Below are 21,090 nucleotides of genomic sequence, written 5' to 3'. Positions count from 1 at the left end.
CTTTACATCTAAAGTTGTGTACGTTGCAGAGAGGACCGGGTTTCCTCTTATTTGGGTCTCTTGGCGATTTCCTGTCTGACTTTCACATACGTAGTGGATACGTTTTGCTCCAGTGTATGAATACTTTGTTTTGTTCCTGCCCACTTCTCTGCTACAGACGCCAAGGTGTTCAATGAGCTGAGTACACGTGACGTTTGGCTTTGTTTTGTACTCTGTTTGAACTGTTGTAGAGCTTTGGAATATCGTTCTTTTGCCAGACTCGCCTGTTTTTTAGCCGTTTGAATCTGTTTCTTCGCGGAGTCGGCCCCTGCTAGCATAGCTCGTAAACGTTTTATTTCAGCGCTCTTCCGTTTACGTGCTTCAGCAAGTTCCTTTTTCTTGATCCGGATGTCTTCTCTGGCAAGCTTCACAACGGGTCTCAACGTATCTGCCTGTGTGCGGATCGCTGCACTCCATTCCTTATTTTTGATGGCTTTGGCTGCATCCAACTGTCTATTGACTGAACTATAGAGAGCGAATAGTGGTTCATATCGGGCTTGGGTTTGCTTTACCTTTTCAGCTAGAGCTGCGACCTTCGCATCATCGATTTGTCTTATTTCTACACGTAATCGCTCCAATTGCGCGGTATTGGCGGCATGAAGTGTCTTTATTTTTTGTTCCCAAGCCTGCTCTTGTGTCTTCCAGTTTCCCACTTTATCGTACGCTTGCTTCAACGTTAACTTGGTTTGTGCGTCGGCTTTGTTCAAAACGGAATCCCATGCTTTTTGCGCTGTTACGCCAAGATCTATGCCAGCAGCCTCTACTGAAGAAGCAAAATACATCGTGCCTGCGCTGAACAGAATCACAAGCCCTATAAGCAGGCGTGATCCGAAAATAAGATGAGTCAACAATGGCAATTGACGACGCCGGACGTTACTTTGTTCCTTCATGTGACTATGGCTACCTGCTACTGGAGAAGGGAATAGTATGTCACTCGTCTCCATTAAAGCTATTTCTTCTGTAGATATATCTTCGATATGCTGTCGCACCTTCTTCTCTTCTACTAAACCGTGATGTTCTATGAAGTTATGAGAGCTTGATCGTTCCAATAGGGAACAACATACCATGGCCTCCTGTTCATTTATCGTTTCCTTCCATGCTTCTGTTTGCATGCGTCTCTACACCCTTTCTTCTAAAATATTTAGCAGAATAGCCCACGAAATCAGCGAACGACAAAAAAGCACCCGCAAGTCAGGCATTTGCCTGCTCTTACGGGTGCTTCCCTCATAAGCCGTTCCATATGAGATTCGATTGAACGAGTCGCTCGAACCTTTCCTTTTTCTAATATATTCCATTCACTGTGCCTGGTCAAGTAAATCTGGTTTCATTGGTTGAATAAAACTTTCGATCAACGGGAGAACCCTTCCCGCTTATAGTTAACAACTGATACAACTCAGCTTATTGATTGACCAAAATAGCTTTCATTTCCTCGGTCAGATCCTCTTCTTTCAACATCATATAGATGTTCGACCCCCTTACCGAGTTAAGCTTAATTTGGTAGACCGTATCCTGATCGGTGTAAAAACCGGTTCTTTGTCGCAGTAGCAGATCGCTGATTATTTTTTTGTTTTTGGTAGCGACCTGTCTGTTACCATCGATATTTACATCCACAAAATTAGGCTCAGGATACACCATTCTGTATTTACCTGGATTATCAATCTCCTGTTTAACAAATTGGGCAGAAGCCATATCCTCAGCCGATACCGTAAGTTGATCATAGAGATTGTTCTGTTTGAGCCATTCCATCAAGCGGCCATAGCTTGCCTTGAACTGATAACTCACACTGTGGCTCGGTCGATCCAGCTTTTCTTTGGAAGATGCTTCATCAAGATAATCCTGATAGACTTCTATCGAAGCGAACGATTCCCATGAGGATAGCTGGTCCTCATATGTCTGATTGAGTATTTCAGACTTCAAAAGTTCCTTGAATTCACGAATCAGCTTAGGATCGCTAATGAATACTTTACGCTCCGAGTTGAGACTGGATCGAATACCAATACTGCGAACATCTTCATCCAGTGCATAGGTGTCATAAGTCGTTGATTTATAATCTTCCCACTGTTTCACCTCTGCTAATTCCTGCCTGAATTCTTCTTCGGGAATCTGATACCTACGTGTCATCGTTTTCCCATTATTGAGTTGGTAGTCGATCAATACATATTCATCGTTGCTTCTGTTCTGACCGCTGTTCTGATTACGTACTCTTTCGAGCAAGGGCAGATCGGAGTGCACAATTTTCTGATGCAGTGCAAGCACAGCATCCACATAACCCGGAGTATCTGAATAAAATGGGCTACCATCCAGTTTTACACTTTTATCATTCACATAGATGTAATGGTCTCCCCCCAGTCGTACCATTTGTACATTTTCCTTTGAGGGCACATTATTAGCGTAACCGTTCCAATCGGCTACAGGGATATACAAAATTAATCCTGCCACGATACCATATACTGCAAACCGGGGGAGTAACCTGCTGCTCCAGATGAGCCATGTTTTACGTATAATCATCTCAGCACCAATATAACCAACCACACCACCTAGCAGATAACCAAAGATACCCCATACACCTGATCCTTCAGGAGCAATTCTGGTAAAGTAGGCACCTCCTAATAATACCAATGTGAACATGAATCCAAAACGGAAGATGGGTTTGACGATCCTGAACGTAATTGCTTGTGTCGCCGACTCTACATGTCTTCTCGCATACAGCACATAACACAACACGAAGAGTATACAAGTTATAGCCGCATAAATTCCCAATTCCCCCCATTCTGGAGGATAATAACCCATAGAGCTCATTCGGAAGAGCAGGGATGTTTTTTCCATGTTAAAGTTACTCGAATTATTGTACGTAAAGCCAAGCAAATAACGTTGTAAATGAAGCTCATAAACTCCCCAAAAGATCACCGGAATTAATATTAGACCAAAAACTGTAAGTCCTTGCAGAATAGATTGGCCTATACACATTCCCACGGCAACCGTCAGGGTAAACATAAACAATGAGAAGATGCTCATCGTCACGCCCCACATCCAGATATCATGACCACTGAAAATATAGGATGGTTGATCGAGCACCGCCCATACCCACCCGGTAATCCCGGTGGTTATCCAGATCGGAAGCAGAATCATGACATATCCGGTCAACAGATTCATCGTTAACAGATGTTTACGCTGTAAGGGCAGACTGTGGTATAAATCCGCAGGCGCACCAGTTTGAATATAGCGGAAGAGAAGCAGCGCTATGGCGACAGGAAAGGTCAGCGCAAATACCAGATGAATTTCATTAGCCTGAAACAGACTGGTGATTTCCAGAGGTACTTCTATATATTGTGTTCCAATATATAGCGGAAGTGAGAACAACAATGTGATGAGATATAAAATCCCTATCCATCCATGTTGTCTGAAATTTTGGATCAGGATGCCCCGGTTACAGAACAATCGGTTGAATATCATACCCTGCGTCCTCCATTTCGTAAATAAAGATTTCTTCGAGCGTCAAAGGCAGTACATCCAGCAGATACGGATCATGTACACGGAATTGATCCGTTACCTGTTGTCGGTTACCTTTGACAATGTACAGGGATACACTTCCCCGTTTCTCTTCATGCAAAATATCAATCTGCTCATCCATGGCTTTGGCATGGTCCGGGTGGCGGAAAGCGACCTGGATTTTATGCGTATCCGCCTTCAGATCATCGAGATCTTTCTCTACAATAATTCGGCCTTTGTGCATAATCGCCACATGGTCACACAGATCTTCAATCTCACGCAAGTTGTGCGATGAGATGACAATGGTTACTTGACGCTCAGCCGCTTCCTGGAACAGCAAGTTTTTGATCTGCTGACGCATGACCGGGTCAAGGCCATCAATCGGCTCATCCATCAGTAGCACTTCAGGCATACAGCTAAGTCCCAGCCATACGGCTGCCTGACGGCGCATGCCTTTGGACATGCGATGCAGCTTGCGTTTTACATCCAGTTTGAACACGGTAGCCAGTTGCTTGAACCGTTCCTCATTCCAGCGCGGATATACCGAACGATAAAATGCAGCCATCTGAGTTATTGAAGATTGCGGGAAAAAGTAGGGTGAATCTGCCATAAAAATTGTGCGGCCTTTGAGATCCATATTTTCATAAATCTCATTATCTTCGATACGAACAGTCCCGCTGTCCTGACGGTAAATACCAGCCATCATTTTGAGCAGAGATGTCTTTCCTGCCCCGTTGGAACCGAGCAAACCATAGATCGACCCCTTATGTATGTGCATCGTTACGCCATCCACTGCCTTTTCCTGTTCAAATGCTTTGACGACTTGATTCAGCTCAATCATGAGGCTCCTCCTTCTCTATACGGGCCATCGCTTCCTCAAACAAAAGCGTCATATCCGCTTTGGTCAAACCGGAATACGAAGCTTCTGCAATCAACTTCACCAGAGACTCTCTGATCTCATCTCTCATGGCTTCATTCGGATGTTCCACTGACGATGATACGAAGCTCCCTTTTCCCTGCAAAGAATAAATGTAACCTTCACGTTCAAGCTCACGATACGCTTTCTGAATCGTATTTGGATTCACGGTCAGCTGCGTGGATAACGCACGAACGGAAGGAAGCTGCTCGTCGGGCTTTAGAATACCGTATACGATCATTTCTTTGACTTTGTCCACTAGTTGCTCGTAGATCGCCTTACGGCTGCGTACATCTAATTCGAACATCCCGCACCTCCTTTCTGTAAATGTGTGAATAACCTATGGGTTTAAATGACTGTATCTGAGGTATGTGTAGTTATCTGGGTGTAAAAAGGCATTACCTAAGCTGTACAGCTGTACGTATTCAACTCTTAGGTGTATTAACTGTACTACTATTATTAATACAGTTAAAACGAATTGTCAACCGTTGACTTTGACTTCTTGTTTTATTGGGAGTACGTTAATAAAGATAGGTTATATGGTTTAAATGACATATATAATTTGGGGAAGCAGGTTCATTCTGGCTTACGACGGGGCTCGATCAGGGTGGCGTTCACATGGGGTGAGGCAAAACGGCTATCTGAAGCGATGTGGCTAGATGTGGCTACTTGAAGTGATACGGCTACCCGCAACCTTTGCTTGACCCCTTTTGAGAGAATTACATGCAAAGGTTGTTCAGATCTTTCCCCTTCCGTTATGATGGAGATGAAATATTGTTCAATAATCACTGTATCTTTGTTACTTTTTTGTGCGCGTTTAATCTGATTGATTGTTAGGTCTGTTATGCGTTAGTTGTGTTGTTTTGTGTTGTTTTGTTTTGTGTTGTGTTGTCTCGCGTTATAGATCTATTGTCTGCACAAACGGTAGGCCGTAAAATGGGCAGCTATATCAGAGTTAGCAAAACTGTGTATTTGCTTAAAATTCGGGTTTGCACAAATAAGCTACTATGCAGTGGTCGAGTGTAGACTGGACCGTTATTCATTTGGCTTGTTGGTCTAAAATCCTAAGGCTATATATGATTCGCGTTGGATGGGTCGGGCAGACTCCAGCCTTTTTAATCGTTTATCTGTTCGTTTGGAGTGCCAACTTGTGCTGTCCGCACTGAGCATACATATTGCATATTTGTCTTTTAAAGGGTGGACATGGACATGAGAAATCACCCTGGAATTGATATTCTACATATAGATCATTTTTAATTTTATATCTGAAAACATCTATATGTAGTGTCTCATTTTCCTGGATCGATATAGTATCTTTTTAGAAAAAGTGTCCACTCTTTGAAAGACAAAATTAAGATAAATGTCCTTTTGTAGTCGACAAATATATCCCCGAATTCCATTTATATAAGTTGAACTATACATTTACACGGAAATATAGAAGTCAGTAATAACCCTAAGAAGTGTAACTAGAAGCTTGCTGTAAGAAAGATACTATGGAAGCATATGTTACACTGCTAATACCTCACAAGGAGAATCCGATATGAATGAACATAGACAGGATGAAGATCAGAATATTAAAGCGAACACCTCATTCGAGACTAGTGACCAACAGGGAGAATTAAGCGGGGCAACAACGACTTCAGATACTAGTCCGGTACAAGCAAATTTATCACAACGTGTGTTAATTGTAACCGCGGTTGATGCGGAAAAAGATGCGGTCCTCCGTGGTTTGGGAGACATGGCCGCGGAACGATTTGACGTCATCGCTGCGGGCGTTGGCCCAGCCTCGGCCGCAGCAGGAACAGCCGCTACATTGGCATATGCCGTAGCGGCTGCGAGCACTAGGGCGTTGGCGCAGGGTTCCACTGCGCCAAGCCCATCCGATGTGGCACAGACATCTGCCACATCGGATGGGCCGGGGCCCCTTGCCGGAGCCGGATCACCAGCCTACATGCTGGTGATCAGTGCCGGCATCGGCGGCGGGTTCCCCGGCCGGGCAGAAGTCGGCTCCCTCGTGGTAGCCGACGCCATGGTTGCTGCCGATCTGGGCTCGCAGACGCCAGACGGCTTCCTTAGTGTGGACGAGCTCGGATTCGGCTCGTCCATTGTGGCGGCGGACGCAGAGCTTGCCGCTCGCCTGCGCCATGAACTGCAGCGGGCTGGGCTCGCTGTCAGCGGAGGCACTGCGGTCACCGTGTCCACGGCGACCGGAACAGCGGAGACGGCCGCGGAGTTATTGCGCCGCGTGCCCGATGCCGCCGCCGAAGGCATGGAAGGCTTCGGCGTGGCAACAGCTGCCCAGCAGTTCGGCGTGCCAGCACTCGAACTGCGGGCCATATCCAACGCGGTCGGTCCACGCGACCGCGACGCTTGGCGCATCAAGGATGCCCTCGATGCGCTTCAGGCTGCAAGTTCCATTTTACGGGAGGTTATTACATCATGAAAATTGCATTTTCCCCTTGTCCAAATGATACATTTATCTTTCACGCGTGGGTGCACGGTTTGATCCCGGGCGCACCTGAGCTGGATGTCCGTTATGCTGATATTGATATTACCAATGGTCTGGCAGCAAATCCGGATGGACCCGACACACCTGAAATGATGAAAATATCTTATGCAGCACTGCCATACGTGTTATCTGACTATGCTCTGCTTCCTGCTGGAGGCGCACTTGGCAGAGGCTGTGGTCCTTTGGTTCTGACCGCAAATGGCACGACCGATCCAGCATATCTGTCTGGACGACGGGTTGCTGTGCCAAGTGAACGCTCGACAGCATATCTATTATTCCGTCTGTGGGCAGCGCAAAATGTTCCTAGCGGTGTAGGCGAGATTGTTGTCATGCCATTCGACCAGATCATGCCTGCTGTGCGTGACGGCAAGATCGATGCCGGACTTGTCATCCATGAAGCACGCTTCACGTACCAGAATTATGATCTCAAACTAATGACAGATCTCGGGAACTGGTGGGAAAGCGACACAGGCCTTCCGATCCCGCTTGGAGCAATCATCGCACGTCGCAACATGGACGCTCATGCCCTCGCTGGATGGGCACGCGCCTCCGTTGAATATGCATGGGCGCACCCGGATGAGTCGAGAGCATACGTTATGGAACATGCCCAAGAAATGGACCCTGACGTAGCTGCACAACATATCGGCCTGTACGTTAACGAGTTCAGCGCCAACCTGGGTGATGATGGTTACGGTGCAATCACTGCACTGCTTGGTCGTGCCATGAAAGAAGGACTCGTTCCTGAGTTCGACCTTGATCTATTGCGAATCTAACTTTGATTTAATTTGAGTTAGTTTCTCTTCGATCTATATCTAAAGAACCTAGCGCACCTTATCTAGCCGAATAACGTGTTATGAGAATTCTAAAGAATCTCAGACACCGTATTCGGCTAAATCTCGTTCAAATTGCCGATAACTCTCACACTCAAGCACAATAACGATCCTACGATTCGTTAGAAATTGGTATGTGCAGATTTTCCTAGAATAGCGTGTGCTCGGTTCGTTAGAGTCCGTTCCAAGACGCTCTGAGGAGCAAGCTTCGTAGAAGCGCCTATTCGGGGATTCGAAATTTAAGTGGTTTTTAAAAGTAGACTTAGGGTGCTACAAATTCGCAGTTTTTTTCTCTTACGAACCCAGTGCACCTTATTTAGCCAAATATCATGCTACGAAAATTCTAACGAATCCCAGACACTCTATTCAGTTAGAAATCGGTCATATCACCAACAAATTCGCTTCATTCCACCCAATAACGATCCTACGATTCGTTAGAAATTGGTATGTGCAGATTTTCCTGGAATAGCGTGTGCTCGGTTCGTTTGAGTCCGTTCCAAGGTGTTCTGAGGAGTAAGCTTCGTAGAAGTCTATTCGGGGTTTTCGTGGATACAAACCACTTAGCTAGCCAGGGTGATGGTGGTGTCCTTGCGTCTTGTTTCTTAAGAGCTTAGTTACTTAGGGTTAGTAAAGGTCGTATTCAGGAGGGCACGAATCGGAGTCTGTCCTTTAACTGCCCCGTACCTGTTTTGCTGAATTCCTACCTTCCAGCAATAGTTATATAAGCCTTACCAGGTTTCGGGTTTCGGGTTTGCGGTTTTAGAGTCTATTTTTTACCTAGGCAAAAAACTTTCATCAAGATACTTGCTGCAAACTAGTGACCTCACTAACCATGTTGGACTACACTACCCATGACACATGACACACGAAATAGAAAGAGCTGTCCCCTAACGTCAGACTTATGACGATGGGACAGCTCTTTTTTTCACTTTATATTCAACTTCATATTTATACTCATATCTAACACTCTGCTCAACCCAAGATCGAAGCAGACAAAAACCATGCAACTACACGCTCTCCACGTCATCTTGAACCCTACTGTACTCCATCATCCACCCCACTGCTCTCCCTCTCACAACTGCGGTCTACGAATCTAACCCTCGCCTACGTTCTCCTGCAACCGCAGCCGAACGATCGCAACCATCCCCTACGAATCAGCCACAACCGTACGGATCATGATCCGCAGCGCATCCAGCATCATGGGAATAGGCAGCGAAGGGACGGAAGGTTGCAACACCGCCATCTCTGTGGAGGCGGGAAAGTGTACAAATCCGGCACGGATTGGAAGTTGCCCTACTCGAATATAATCCAGTATTCGATACATTGTGTTGTTGCAGATATATGTACCTGCTGTATTGGACACGGTAGCTGGAATACCCGCTGCGGACATGTCATTCACCATGGCACGTATGGGCAACGTGGAGAACAAACCGTCCGGGCTGCCATCTACAATTGGCTCGTCCACAGGACGCTGTCCTTGGTTATCCGCGTAGGAGCCTGGCGGAATATCTTTGACATTCACGGCGATCCGCTCCGGTGTGATGGATGTTCTGCCCTTGGCCAGCCCACAGGCGATAACGACATCTGGCCGATAGGCTTCCATCTCTGCGATCAGCAGGTCTGCACATTCATCGAAGTGCACGGGCAACAGTACTGTTTTTAGCTCAGCACCCTCGATCACTTCGTTTGCAAGAGCATCCATTAATACCCCCGTCGGATTCACCGCATCCCCGCCAAAAGGTTCAAACCCGGATATCAGAATCATCACCATCACACGTCAGCTCCTGTCTGTTTACTCCGATTTGTAACGTAATCCCCACTGGCCCCGAATCGTGTCCATCAGCTTCATGATTTCCAAGGATTCGTCCAGTTTAATGGTGTTGCTCTCCGTCTGACCTTCGAGGATACAACGTCCCGCTTCTTCTGCCTCAAAAGCATAACCAATACATGTTCGATCATCCGTGAACTTCTCCGGCTCGTCCTGACCATTCACATGCAGATAGGCTTCTTTACCCGCCAAGAATAAAGGAAGACGAATCTTGCCTTCCGTACCGTATATGACCGCTTCATTGCTAAGGTTCAGACGAATGGCAGCACTCAGTGATGCAGAACGTCCCTCGGAATAGGACAACAACACGGAAAATTGCTCGTCCACACCCGTCTCACCGATATTGGCCGTACTCCATACATGCTGGGGCTGTTCACCAAAGATCATCGATGCAAAGGAGATCGGGTACACCCCTGCATCCAGCAAAGCGCCCCCACCCAGATCCGGATTAAGCAATCTTCCTTCCGGCTCCCAGCCGACACGGAATCCAAAGTCTGCCTGTAGCAAACGTACTTCACCGATTCGTCCTTCTGCAATCCATGCTCTGGCTTGAGCGATCGGTGGCAAAAAGCGTGTCCACATCCCTTCCATCAGGAAAAGGTTACGCTCCCGTGCCGTCTCCACCAGTTGCTCCAACTGACGTGCATTCATCGTAAATGGCTTTTCACAGAGCACCGCTTTACCTGCCTCCAGACAAGCCACTACATTCTCCTTATGCACAGGGTGAGGTGTTGCCACATAGATAATATCTACCTCAGGATCTTGCAGCATCTCTTCATAAGAACCGTAAGCGCGTGCAAAACCATATTCAGCTGCAAACTTCTCCGCACTTCCCGCTGTCCGTGAACCTACCGCTGCTTTCACAGCGTTTCCCGCATGCTCCAGATCCCTTGCAAACTGGGATGCAATCCATCCCGTGCCCATAATGCCCCAGCGTACTTTGTCCCGTCCCACTACTTCTGTCATATTAAAGCCTCCCTACTGCAATTTGAGTTGAAAAGGTTCATGATTCAGATCAGGCCAACATGTTATCCCCTTTATTTTACCAAAAAGAAACGCTTACGTCAGAAAACGATTTCGATTATGTGCTTTCAATAGACTTCAAGCTCATCAGGGCCTCGAACATATCTGTGTACATTTCAATTCTCCAGTAGATTTGCTAAGATTATCAGCAGACTAGGGCCAAGAAGTCTTGTCCGTAAACATACTTGTAACTAGCGACAATCTGGTTAAACTATCGATCACATCTGATAACGGGATCATATACCCTGTGCTATTCATAAAACATCTGGCTATACTGCAAACGTGCTTTTGACAAGGCAGCCAGTATTCACTACATCATGCCAAACGTATCAATAGACGTTCAATAAAGACGTTCAGGTCCGAGAAAATATGGTACGTTCCAGATTCAATTATTACCTAAACTGTTCATAAGAGAGGAGGTCGCATAGCAACATGACTACCATCCCCGGTACCGCCCACAGCGGCATGAATCCACACACGTTGCATCAGCAGACAAGTCCCAACGCAGAAAAGGAATCCTCAACCCGGGCAGGCCTGGATGCCTTCCTGAATGATACCCTGATCGAACTTCGTCAGGCAGAACATATTATAACCCGTGGGAAATGGCGCTGGTCCACAGCTGAGCTAGCTCATCATACCTTCATATACATGCACAAATTCACAGGCCAACTGATCATGAATGGAATCCAATCTCACGTGGTTCGCAAATCAGCTTGTCTGTCCCTACCAGGAACTGCAATTGAACTGTTTAGTGATGAAGACCATGATATTGAACTGTATATCATTCACTTTGATATGTATCGGGCTACGGAGAAAACAAAAGCCAGACGAATCTACGAACGTGAGCTCAGTTCACCTGTTACAGGCTGGATTCAGGGCCCATTTTACGGTATACAGCGCATTGCCGCACAGCTTACACAATTAAGCAATGAAGGTTTGGAAAGGGGCTTGAAAGCACAGCTCTTCCTGACGGAACTGTTACATATGCTCTGGCCTCAAGAAGACCAGACTGACGTGGGGGCTGGGCAGGATGAACCCGAACAGTGGCTCAGGTCCACCCTGCAATACATGCGTGAAAACTATATGCACGAGATCAAACTAGAAAAGCTGGCTGAACTGGCTGACATGCACCCGTCCTATTACTCACAGCTATTCAAGAGCCGCATGCAGAAGAATCCAATTGAATACATTACTCATCTGCGTATGAACCGGGCCAAGGAATTGTTGCTCACTTCCGATCTGCGTATCCGTGATGTGGCTCGTGAAGTGGGTTACCGGGACGAATTTTATTTCAGCCGACGTTTCCGAAACCATGCCGGTTATGCGCCAACTTCCTATTCGAAGCAGGTCCACCGGAATATCGTGTCGCTCTCCTATCCATACACGGACCACCTGATGACACTTGGTATCACGCCATGCGCAGCTCAGATCCAAGGCCATCTTCCTCATATGCCCAAATCGCTGACGTTGCCCTTCCACGCCTATGAACCTTGGGAACAGGGACGTCAGGCTTTTCTTGATGTGAATCCTGAATTGATTCTGACCAAGGACAATGCAGTTGCCAGAGCGATGGAGCATATTGGCGATGTCGCGCCCATCATCACGATTCCCTGGAACCAGACAGATGTCTTCGGTCATCTGCATCAGATTGCATCCATTGTGGATCGTACCCAAGCAGCCACAGATTGGCTGGATCGACATGAACGCAAGGCAGAGCGTGCACGCAAAAAAATCAAGGAATTCGTCGGGGACATCACCGTTGCCGTTGGCACGTTAACACCTAAAGGTCCACGGATGTACAGCCATCGGAACTTTGGACATGTCTTTTATCGAACCTTGCAATTGGCCGCTCCTCAGCGCATTCAGACCGAACTGGCTGGCAAATCTCCCGGCGTTGGATTCAACTGGCTGCCCTTCACACCAGGAGAATGGGACGGACTTGAGGCAGATGTGCTGGTACTGGCGATTAATTCTATGCATGAAAAGGTAACACTGTTGAAAGAGATGGCTTCGAATCCACTGTGGAACAGCCATCCTGCGGTAAAAAGCGGACGTGTACATCTCATCGACTGGAACTCATGGGTCGTATATGCTCCATATTCCATCAACATCCAGCTCGATGAAGCGCTCTCTATGTTGACGAACAAACCTTCACTTTTGTAATCTAAAAAATGTCCATCTCCAGAATCTTAATTTATGCCATGTACGGGCCTGAATTAAGATTCTATAATGATCACTAATTGATAATGATAATCAATAACAATGAAATACGTTGTTGGTACCAAAGGAGTGACCCGTATTCAACATCCGGGACTGCCACATCGTCCGTCTAATTCAAGAAAATCTGCAGTAACTGTTGGGCTGACGTTTTTGTCTGCCATAGCCATACTGCTGCTAAGTATGTTTGTCGCAATCTCTTTAGGTGCCAAAGGACTAACTCTGGAAACCGTATGGGCTGCCATATTTCAGTACAACCCAGCTTTGACACCACATCAGATTATTCATGAGCTGCGGCTGCCTCGTGTCCTTGCCGCGGTTATTATCGGCGCTGCTTTTGCCGTTGCAGGAGCTTTAATGCAAGGCATTACGCGTAATCCGCTGGCAGACACGGGCATTCTGGGCATCAATGCTGGAGCCACTTTTGTCGTAGCACTGAGCTTTGCCTTTTGGCCCGGACTGCCATACGGCTGGATTATGTTTTTATCATTCGTGGGGGCTGTTCTGGGCACACTGCTTATCTTCCTGCTTGGAATGACAGCACCTGGTGGTCTGAATTCCATCAGACTGACCGTTGCCGGAGCGGTTATTGCAGCCATGTTAACCTCGCTCAGCACAGGTGTTGCCATTTATTTTGACCTGAGTCAGGATCTGGCCTTCTGGTATGCGGGTGGTTTTGGCGGAATAGAATGGCGGCATCTGAAGTTAATTCTTCCCGTGCTGCTCGTGACGCTGGTACTGATCATGCCACTCGCCCGGCGTGTATCCCTTATGTCACTCGGTGAAGAAGTAGCGATTAATCTCGGGATCAACCTGCGTTGGACGAGGTTTCTCGCCCTCGCAGCGGTTGTTGTGCTGGCTGGTGTGTCCGTGTCGGCAGTAGGCTCGATTGGATTTGTCGGACTTGTCATCCCTCATTTCTCCCGCAAACTGGTGGGTGTGGATTATCGACTCATCATTCCGATGTCTTCTCTACTTGGAGCGATATTACTGGTGCTCGCCGATCTGGGCTCACGCATCGTGAACCCGCCCGAGGAGCTCGCGGTAGGCATTATGGTCGCTTTTGTCGGTGTACCGTTCTTCCTCTATCTGGCCCGTAAAGAAAGGAGGGCCTTGTAGCGATGAATTTTAATACACCTTCACGAGGTAAACGTTCGATAGTTGTCAGTATCACGCTGCTCTGCATCGCGATTGCCGTTATTGTGATCAGCCTGAACACGGGAACCATTCGTCTCTCCCCAGCGGCTGTGTTACAGACTTTGTTTGGTAATGGCAGTTCGGATGATCAGATTGTACTGTTTGATTACCGACTGCCTCGCATCCTGGTAACTGTACTGGCTGGAGCGGGACTTGGTATTGCCGGAGCAGCCTTGCAAGGGATCACCCGCAATCCATTGGCGGACCCGGGCATTCTGGGATTACATGCAGGGGCTGCATTTGGACTAATGGTGTTTGTTAGTCTCTCCTTTACGATGGATGGCTCTGTAGCCTTACTGATTCCGTTGTTTGCTTTTGCAGGCAGTGTGGCCGCGGCCCTGATCATCATGCTGTTATCTTATGATCGGCACAACGGCGTTTCACCCATTAAGCTGATACTGGTGGGAATCGCGGTAGCGGCCGGGTTCCATGCGTTGACACTCTACCTATCCCTGCGTCTGGATGAAGACACCTATTCCTTTGCCGCTCGCTGGTTGGCAGGAAACGTCTGGGGCCGGGATTGGATTCATGTGCAAGCGTTGCTTCCTTGGGTGGTGTTATGTATCTCGTACATTTGGAGTCGATCCAAAACGCTCGATGCCTTCAATCTTGGAGATGCTGCCGCAACCAGTATCGGGACACCTGTCCGATCCCAGCGTATTATTTTGCTGCTCTGTGCCGTGGCCTTGTCTGCCGTTAGTGTATCCATGGCTGGTGGGATCGGCTTTATCGGTCTGGCGGCGCCACATCTGGCGCGCAGACTTGTTGGTCCGATGCATCGGCATCTGATTCCTGCTGCCGGGCTCATCGGTATGGTTATTCTGGTGACCGCTGATACGATCGGGCGAACCATCTTTCAGCCTAATGCCATTCCGGCAGGCGTGGTGGTTGCTGCGATTGGTGCACCTTACTTTTTGTACCTGTTAGTACGAAGCAAGTGATCTTTTTTTCAAAAAACAATTAAGACATCCAAGAGATGTTCAAGGAGAATGTGATTACCCATGTTAAAGAAAAATCTTATGCTTGTCATGAGTATCTGTCTGGTGCTTGTGCTTGCAGCCTGTGGAACGACCAATAATTCATCATCTGCTTCTGGTGGTTCGTCCACGGATACTTCAACCAAGAATCAAGACAACAGTGCAAGTTCGGGAGAGCAACGTATTGCCTCCATGTCGATCCATCTGACCAATGATCTGCTGTCTCTCGGCATTACTCCGGTTGGTTCCGTTATCGGTGGCGAAGCCAAAGGTTTCCTGTCCCATGTTGCTGATCAACTTCAAAATACAACGCCACTTGGTCCGGTTAAAGACCCGGATATGGAAGCTTTGCTTGCCCTGAAACCCGATGTGATCTATCTGGACGAAGAATTCTCCGGTGGTGATATTGCCAAATTCGAAAAAATTGCTCCGGTGCATGTCTTCAATCTGGATGACGGTACATGGCGCGACCATCTGAAAGACATTGGCAAACTCGTGAATCGCGAGAAGGAAGCCGAGCAATACATTCAGGACTACGCAACCGAAACGGAAGAAGTGAAGTCCCTCATTAACGACACCATTGGTGATGGGACTGTGATGGCAATCCGTGTTACTGCTAAAGAATTACGTGTATTCAGTACACGCCGTCCCATGGGTCCCATTTTGTATGAGGATCTCGGTCTGACTCCTGCCAAAGGGATCACAGATATCGATTCGACTAAACCGTATCAAGTCGTCTCCCGTGAAATATTGCCGGACTATGATGCAGATGCGATCTTTGTAGTTGTGAATTCGGATGATGAAGCCCAGACCATGTTCAAGGAGCTACAAAACAATCCGATCTGGCAAGGCCTGAAAGCAGTCAAAGCCGGCCATGTCTACCCGATTGGTGCACAACCTTGGCTCGATTACTCATCGATCGGTAATAAAATGGCCATGGATGAAGCCAAAGAAATGTTCTCCAAAAAATAATTTCCCTTACACTCCACACTTAACGTGTCACAATACAAAAAAACCTCTCTTAGAGACCGGAACAGAGTTAGTTATCATACTCTCTTCCGCTCAAAGCAGAGGTTTTTGTTTTTTTCTTATCTATTTTACTTGTTTACTTTCCAGCCAATCGACCTGGAAATACCTTAAATCCAAAATTAACGACTTGTATTCACTTGACGATATGTCAAATCAAACTTAAGATTTATTTAGTCGACTAACTAAATCTTAAGTGTTCAAAAAGTCTGGTTTTCAGTACCGAGAAGATGGAATGAAGGTAGAAATGGAGTAGATGATATGAACCCAGTCCAAAATGATCGGTTAATGGGACAGCTATCCGAACTCGTGAAACTGAAACGCTACAAGGTTCATGAGAAACTTGTGAACCACCCCGAGTTATACCCGGGGCAGCCCCCTTTGCTGTTCCAGCTTGAACGGGAAGATGGCCAATCCCAGAAAAACCTGGCCGAACAACTTCAGCGCAGTCCCGCAACGGTAACCGTGATGCTCAAGCGCATGGAATCATCCGGTTATGTGAGACGTGAAGCAGACCCGAAAGATATGCGCAGTTTGCGGGTATACCTGACGGATCAAGGGCGCTCTGCGCTACAAGAATTGAGAGAAGTGATTCAGGAGTTGGAACAGCAAGCCCAGAAAGATTTTACACCGGACGAATCCGAGATCATGTCTGAACTTGCACAGCGTATGCTTCAAAACCTGCGTGAAGCTTGAGGTAATACAGACTTGCGACATCGTTTAAAAGAAAATACTTGAATCAATTGCATAACTCACTAAAACGGATTTTTGTAACTATACCTAGCCTTGATTGAAGCAGCTAAAGGTATTATGAAATTGATTCACTTATGCTATGAAGATTGAGGTGATTCCCTATTGTGGACGTTAAAACGATTCTTGACCCCGTATAAGTCGGCGGCAATCGTCGCCCCGCTGCTCATGGTACTTGAGGTTACCATGGACCTGCTCCAGCCCAAGCTGATGTCCAGCATCGTGGATGATGGTGTACTTGCAGGGAATCTGCCCCATATCATAACTACAGGTCTGATCATGCTACTTGTTGCGTTAATCGGCTGGGTTGGCGGCGCAGGCTGTACACTCTATTCAAGTAAAGCTGCCGTTGGATACGGCACAGATCTGCGACAAGAACTGTTTGACCATATTCAAACCTTCTCCTTCCGCAATCTGGATACGTTTCAGGAAGGATCTCTGATCACTCGTCTGACCAGTGACATTACCCAGATGCAGACCTTTGTACAGATGCTGCTACGGATGTTTATCCGTTCACCAATGCTAATCATCGGTAGTATCATCATGGCGTTTACGATCAGTGTAAAGCTAGCTTTGATTCTTATTGCAACTGTACCGGTGCTGTTTATTATTTTATTTATTCTGATAAAAGCTTCCTATCCGCTGTTCGCCAGTGTGCAGAGCAAGCTTGATCAGGTCAACGCTGTGCTTCAGGAGAATCTTGCCGGCATTCGTGTCGTCAAGGCGTTTGCACGTGCGCGTCTGGAGAAAAAGCGGTTCAAACAATCCAATGAAGATTACACCTCAACTGCCTTCAAAGCCTGGCGTATTGTCACACTGAATGCACCCGTACTCAGCCTGATGCTGAACGCTACCATTGTAGCGGTGCTGTGGTTTGGAGGTTTCCAGGTAGTCGGAGGCGATATTGCTGCCGGAGATCTGATTGCTTTTATCAACTATGTCACGGTTGTACTCTCGTCCCTCACGTCGATCGGCATGATGATGATGAGTTTCTCCCGCGCCAAGGTATCAGCTGCACGGATCAACGAGGTGTTACATACACAGCCGGATATTCAATCGGGAACCGATAACTCCGGGAATGTACAGTCATCCCCGTCTACTCGTGATCAGTCCCGAAACCAAACGTCTTCTCTTCCCTCCCACACAGGCGGTCAAGTGGAGTTCAGAGACGTATCTTTCCGTTATGACGGAGACCATGCACTCACTGACATTAACCTGAAGGCTCGCCCGGGTGAGAAAGTGGCCCTGATCGGTTCAACAGGTTCAGGCAAAACCTCGCTGGTGCAGCTGATTCCCCGTCTATACGATGCTTCGCAGGGTGAAGTGCTCGTGAATGGAGTGAACGTTCGCCACTGGGATCTTCAGGATCTTCGCAGCCGTGTGTCCATTGTGCTACAGGAATCCATCCTGTTCAGCGGCAGCATCCGGGATAACATTTGTTTCGGCCGGCCCGGTGCAACGGATGCTGAATTGCGTGCTGCGGCACAAGCTGCGGCAGCGGATGATTTTATTATGAAACTGAAAGATGGGTATGACACGGAGCTGGGTCAACGCGGGGTCAATCTGTCCGGTGGACAGAAACAGCGGATATCCATTGCACGCGCCCTGCTCATGCGACCGGAAGTGCTGATTCTGGATGATAGCACCAGTGCTGTTGATCTGCGTACGGAAGCGAGCATTCAGAAGGCTTTGCAGTCCTTGATGAAAGACAGCACGACCTTTTTGATTGCACAACGGATCTCCTCCGTGAAGGATTCAGACTGTATATATGTCATTGATGAAGGACAGATTGTTGCCAGAGGCACACATGATGACCTTATGGCTCATTCATCACACTATCAAGCCATCTATTTTTCGCAGCAACGGAAGGAGGATGTTCAATTTGGCTAAACCTGCATCTTCCTCCATACAACAAACGGTCGTGCCTCCCATCGGAAGACCCGGACCAGCGGGCAGAGGACCTGTTCCCAAAGTCAGAGCCAAAAATGCTCGCCACGCCCTGATTCGGGTATGGTCGTACATGGGACGTCATCGCAAAGGAGTTATCGCTGCATTAGTGCTGACGGCTCTTGGAACACTGCTCAATCTGGCAGGACCTTACCTTCTCGGCCGCGCCGTAAACGAACATATTGTGCCCAAAGTAACAGCGGGTTTGCTGAAGGAATGTCTTCTTTTGCTGAGTGTGTATGTCCTTGGCTCACTCCTGATGTGGGCTCAATCCTATGTCATGATTGGTGTGTCCCAACTGACCGTTAAAGATCTGCGACATGCGTTGTTCTCCCGACTGCAAGAGCTGCCTGTCCATTTTTTTGATAAAAATCAAAGCGGGGATCTGATGAGCCGGGCGACCAATGATATCGATAACGTATCTACAACGCTGAACCAAAGCGTAACCCAATTGATGTCCAGTGCCATCCTGCTCGTTGGTTCCTTATCAATCATGTTTGCACTTGATGTACGGCTTACCCTGCTCAGTCTGGTGACTGTACCGTTGATTACCATCGCCACTCGCCTGATCGCGTCAAGAACACGTAAACACTTCACAGCCCAGCAGAAATTGCTTGGTGAGCTTAATGGGTATGCTCAGGAAACCATTGCTGGACAAAAAGTCGTAGCGGCTTATAACCGTCAGGATCAGGCACATCAACATTTTGAGAATTTGAACGAGAAACTGCGCACATCCAGCACACAGGCCCAGACCGTTTCGGGTTTGGTTGGACCTACGATGAACGTGATGAATAATATCGGGTTTGCCATACTGGCTTCTGTAGGTGGATGGATGGCTTATCATGAAATGACGTCCATCGGACTGATCGTCAGCTTTCTCGCTTACTCCCGCCAGATTGAGCGGCCGCTCAACGATCTTGCCAATCAGTACAATCTGATTCAGGCTGCAATTGCAGGTGCTGAACGTGTGTTTCACATTATGGATACGCCTAGCGAATACGTAGAGGAACAGAAGAAACAACTGGACCAGATTCAAGGTAAAGTGGTATTTGAAGATGTCTCTTTCGGATACAGTGCGGAGCGAGACATTTTGAAAAAGGTCAGTTTTACTGCAAAACCTGGTGAGATGATTGCACTTGTTGGACCCACCGGCGCAGGCAAAACGACCATTATCAACCTGTTACCCCGTTTCTACGAGATTGCAGGCGGACGGATTACCATCGATGGATGTGACATCTCGGAACTGGAGAAGGATCAACTCCGTCGGCAACTCGGCATTGTACTTCAAGATGCCTACCTGTTCTCGGGTACCATTCGCGACAATCTCGCCTACGGCAAGCCCGACGCAACCGATGAACAGATCAGGCAAGCGGCTGAGCTGGCGAATGCACATTCGTTCATCCGAAAACTGTCACAAGGTTACGACACCCCCATCATTTCCGGGGGAAGCAACCTGAGTCAGGGACAACGACAACTGCTGACCATTGCCCGGGCAATTCTGGCTGATCCGGCCATTCTTATTCTGGATGAAGCAACGAGTAGCATTGATACGCGCACGGAGATGCACATTCAGGAAGCGATGCGCACTTTAATGAAAGACCGCACCAGCTTTGTCATCGCCCACAGGCTGAGCACGATTCGTGAAGCCGATCAGATTCTCGTCATTGATGATGGGCAGATCGCTGAACGGGGCAACCATGATGAGTTGATGAAGCAACAAGGATTCTACTATCAGTTACATCAGGGACAGCTCAATAAGTCGAACTAAAGCGACTCTGCAAAGTTAATCCATGCCGAAGTGGACCTTAGCGCGTACGGAGCAAGCGAATGTGCTGTATCCTGAATGTGGGAGAACATGTCCTTCGCGTGCGAACAAGCGATCAATATGCCACAAAAGTGGATTTTCTCTATTCCAAATGAAAAGCTCCACTCCGTGCCGGGCGGGCTTGAGGACATCGTCCAGCTCGCGGTTGGAACAGAGCAAGAGCGTAAACTAACGAATCTGAGGCGCCTTATTCAAGCTTTTGAAGCTCCCTCAGAAATCTAAAGAACCTGAGACACGTTATATCCAAATAAACAGCCATTTTCAACGTTTTTTCATGGGATGTTGGGAAATAACGTGTCTGAAGTTTCTTACAAATTAAAGTAAGGACTTGAAGGCCAAATAAGACGTCCTATGTTCCTTAGAAAATCGACTACCCAATCGCCAGGATCAACCGGCTTGAACTTCAGACTTTTATACGCTGACCTCCATCATCATATCGCTTACTTGAATTTGCAGACACACTCTTATATATCTAAAATGATCGGAACCGATGTGGTCTCCACACATTAACTTTATT

At 47.5% G+C, this 21,090-nt stretch carries 16 protein-coding genes; 10 read left to right on the top strand and 6 right to left on the bottom strand.

Features of this window, described 5'->3' with window-relative positions; all coding sequences use genetic code 11:
- Positions 1 to 47 precede the first annotated feature (47 nt).
- From MHI52_RS05955 to MHI52_RS05940, 4 genes are all read right to left on the bottom strand, one after another.
- Positions 48 to 1,151 carry a hypothetical protein gene (locus MHI52_RS05955; protein WP_340983289.1) on the bottom strand — a complete coding sequence of 368 codons (1,104 nt, stop codon included), beginning with the start codon at positions 1,149 to 1,151 and terminating at the stop codon, positions 48 to 50.
- A gap of 286 nt (positions 1,152 to 1,437) precedes the next feature.
- Positions 1,438 to 3,492 carry a hypothetical protein gene (locus tag MHI52_RS05950; RefSeq protein ID WP_340983291.1) on the bottom strand — a complete coding sequence of 685 codons (2,055 nt, stop codon included), beginning with the start codon at positions 3,490 to 3,492 and terminating at the stop codon, positions 1,438 to 1,440.
- Entirely contained in the window at positions 3,467 to 4,369 is a 903-nt protein-coding gene (locus MHI52_RS05945; protein WP_047841850.1) for an ABC transporter ATP-binding protein, read from the bottom strand. Before MHI52_RS05945 ends, MHI52_RS05950 begins: the two co-directional genes overlap by 26 nt.
- A complete protein-coding gene (locus MHI52_RS05940; RefSeq protein ID WP_036606399.1) occupies positions 4,362 to 4,751 on the bottom strand; it encodes a GntR family transcriptional regulator in 390 nt (129 codons plus the stop codon). Before MHI52_RS05940 ends, MHI52_RS05945 begins: the two co-directional genes overlap by 8 nt.
- Positions 4,752 to 5,984: 1,233 nt before the next feature.
- Here MHI52_RS05940 and MHI52_RS05935 point away from each other — a divergent pair.
- Both MHI52_RS05935 and MHI52_RS05930 read left to right on the top strand, forming a co-directional pair.
- The gene (locus MHI52_RS05935) at positions 5,985 to 6,887 is read left to right on the top strand and encodes a futalosine hydrolase (protein WP_405158667.1); all 903 of its coding nucleotides are present in this window, start codon (positions 5,985 to 5,987) and stop codon (positions 6,885 to 6,887) included.
- Complete coding sequence (locus tag MHI52_RS05930; protein ID WP_405158666.1) at positions 6,884 to 7,726, top strand: 1,4-dihydroxy-6-naphthoate synthase; 843 nt, start codon at positions 6,884 to 6,886, stop codon at positions 7,724 to 7,726. Before MHI52_RS05935 ends, MHI52_RS05930 begins: the two co-directional genes overlap by 4 nt.
- 1,204 nt (positions 7,727 to 8,930) lie before the next feature.
- Here the strand turns inward: MHI52_RS05930 and MHI52_RS05925 are convergent.
- Both MHI52_RS05925 and MHI52_RS05920 read right to left on the bottom strand, forming a co-directional pair.
- Positions 8,931 to 9,554 carry a pyroglutamyl-peptidase I gene (locus MHI52_RS05925; RefSeq protein ID WP_405159360.1) on the bottom strand — a complete coding sequence of 208 codons (624 nt, stop codon included), beginning with the start codon at positions 9,552 to 9,554 and terminating at the stop codon, positions 8,931 to 8,933.
- Positions 9,555 to 9,575: 21 nt separating this feature from the next.
- Complete coding sequence (locus MHI52_RS05920) at positions 9,576 to 10,577, bottom strand: Gfo/Idh/MocA family protein (protein WP_405158665.1); 1,002 nt, start codon at positions 10,575 to 10,577, stop codon at positions 9,576 to 9,578.
- 489 nt (positions 10,578 to 11,066) lie between these two features.
- Here MHI52_RS05920 and MHI52_RS05915 point away from each other — a divergent pair, with 489 nt between their 5' ends.
- The 8 genes from MHI52_RS05915 to MHI52_RS05880 all read left to right on the top strand — a co-directional run bounded on the left by MHI52_RS05915 (position 11,067) and on the right by MHI52_RS05880 (position 20,795).
- On the top strand, positions 11,067 to 12,797 hold the full coding sequence (locus tag MHI52_RS05915; protein ID WP_405158664.1) for a helix-turn-helix domain-containing protein: 1,731 nt from the start codon (positions 11,067 to 11,069) through the stop codon (positions 12,795 to 12,797).
- 99 nt (positions 12,798 to 12,896) lie between these two features.
- Positions 12,897 to 13,970, top strand: a complete 1,074-nt coding sequence (locus tag MHI52_RS05910) for a FecCD family ABC transporter permease (protein ID WP_405158663.1) — start codon at positions 12,897 to 12,899, stop codon at positions 13,968 to 13,970.
- A gap of 2 nt (positions 13,971 to 13,972) precedes the next feature.
- Positions 13,973 to 14,989, top strand: a complete 1,017-nt coding sequence (locus MHI52_RS05905) for an iron ABC transporter permease (protein ID WP_076329438.1) — start codon at positions 13,973 to 13,975, stop codon at positions 14,987 to 14,989.
- Between the two features lie 60 nt (positions 14,990 to 15,049).
- Entirely contained in the window at positions 15,050 to 15,997 is a 948-nt protein-coding gene (locus MHI52_RS05900) for an iron-hydroxamate ABC transporter substrate-binding protein (protein ID WP_339189428.1), read from the top strand.
- Between the two features lie 315 nt (positions 15,998 to 16,312).
- Positions 16,313 to 16,747, top strand: a complete 435-nt coding sequence (locus tag MHI52_RS05895; protein ID WP_405158662.1) for a MarR family winged helix-turn-helix transcriptional regulator — start codon at positions 16,313 to 16,315, stop codon at positions 16,745 to 16,747.
- 159 nt (positions 16,748 to 16,906) lie between these two features.
- Complete coding sequence (locus tag MHI52_RS05890; RefSeq protein WP_405158661.1) at positions 16,907 to 18,691, top strand: ABC transporter ATP-binding protein; 1,785 nt, start codon at positions 16,907 to 16,909, stop codon at positions 18,689 to 18,691.
- On the top strand, positions 18,684 to 20,516 hold the full coding sequence (locus tag MHI52_RS05885) for an ABC transporter ATP-binding protein (protein ID WP_405158660.1): 1,833 nt from the start codon (positions 18,684 to 18,686) through the stop codon (positions 20,514 to 20,516). The genes MHI52_RS05890 and MHI52_RS05885 overlap by 8 nt, the downstream gene beginning before the upstream one ends.
- 117 nt (positions 20,517 to 20,633) lie before the next feature.
- Positions 20,634 to 20,795: a hypothetical protein gene (locus tag MHI52_RS05880; RefSeq protein ID WP_282319221.1), complete on the top strand. Its 162-nt coding sequence runs from the start codon at positions 20,634 to 20,636 to the stop codon at positions 20,793 to 20,795.
- Positions 20,796 to 21,090: the final 295 nt, after the last annotated feature.

Source organism: Paenibacillus sp. FSL H8-0283 (assembly GCF_045040675.1).
Classification (GTDB): Bacteria; Bacillota; Bacilli; order Paenibacillales; family Paenibacillaceae; genus Paenibacillus; species Paenibacillus amylolyticus.
Note: the sequence above shows the minus strand (reverse complement) of the source record. Positions and strands in the feature narration are given on the sequence as shown.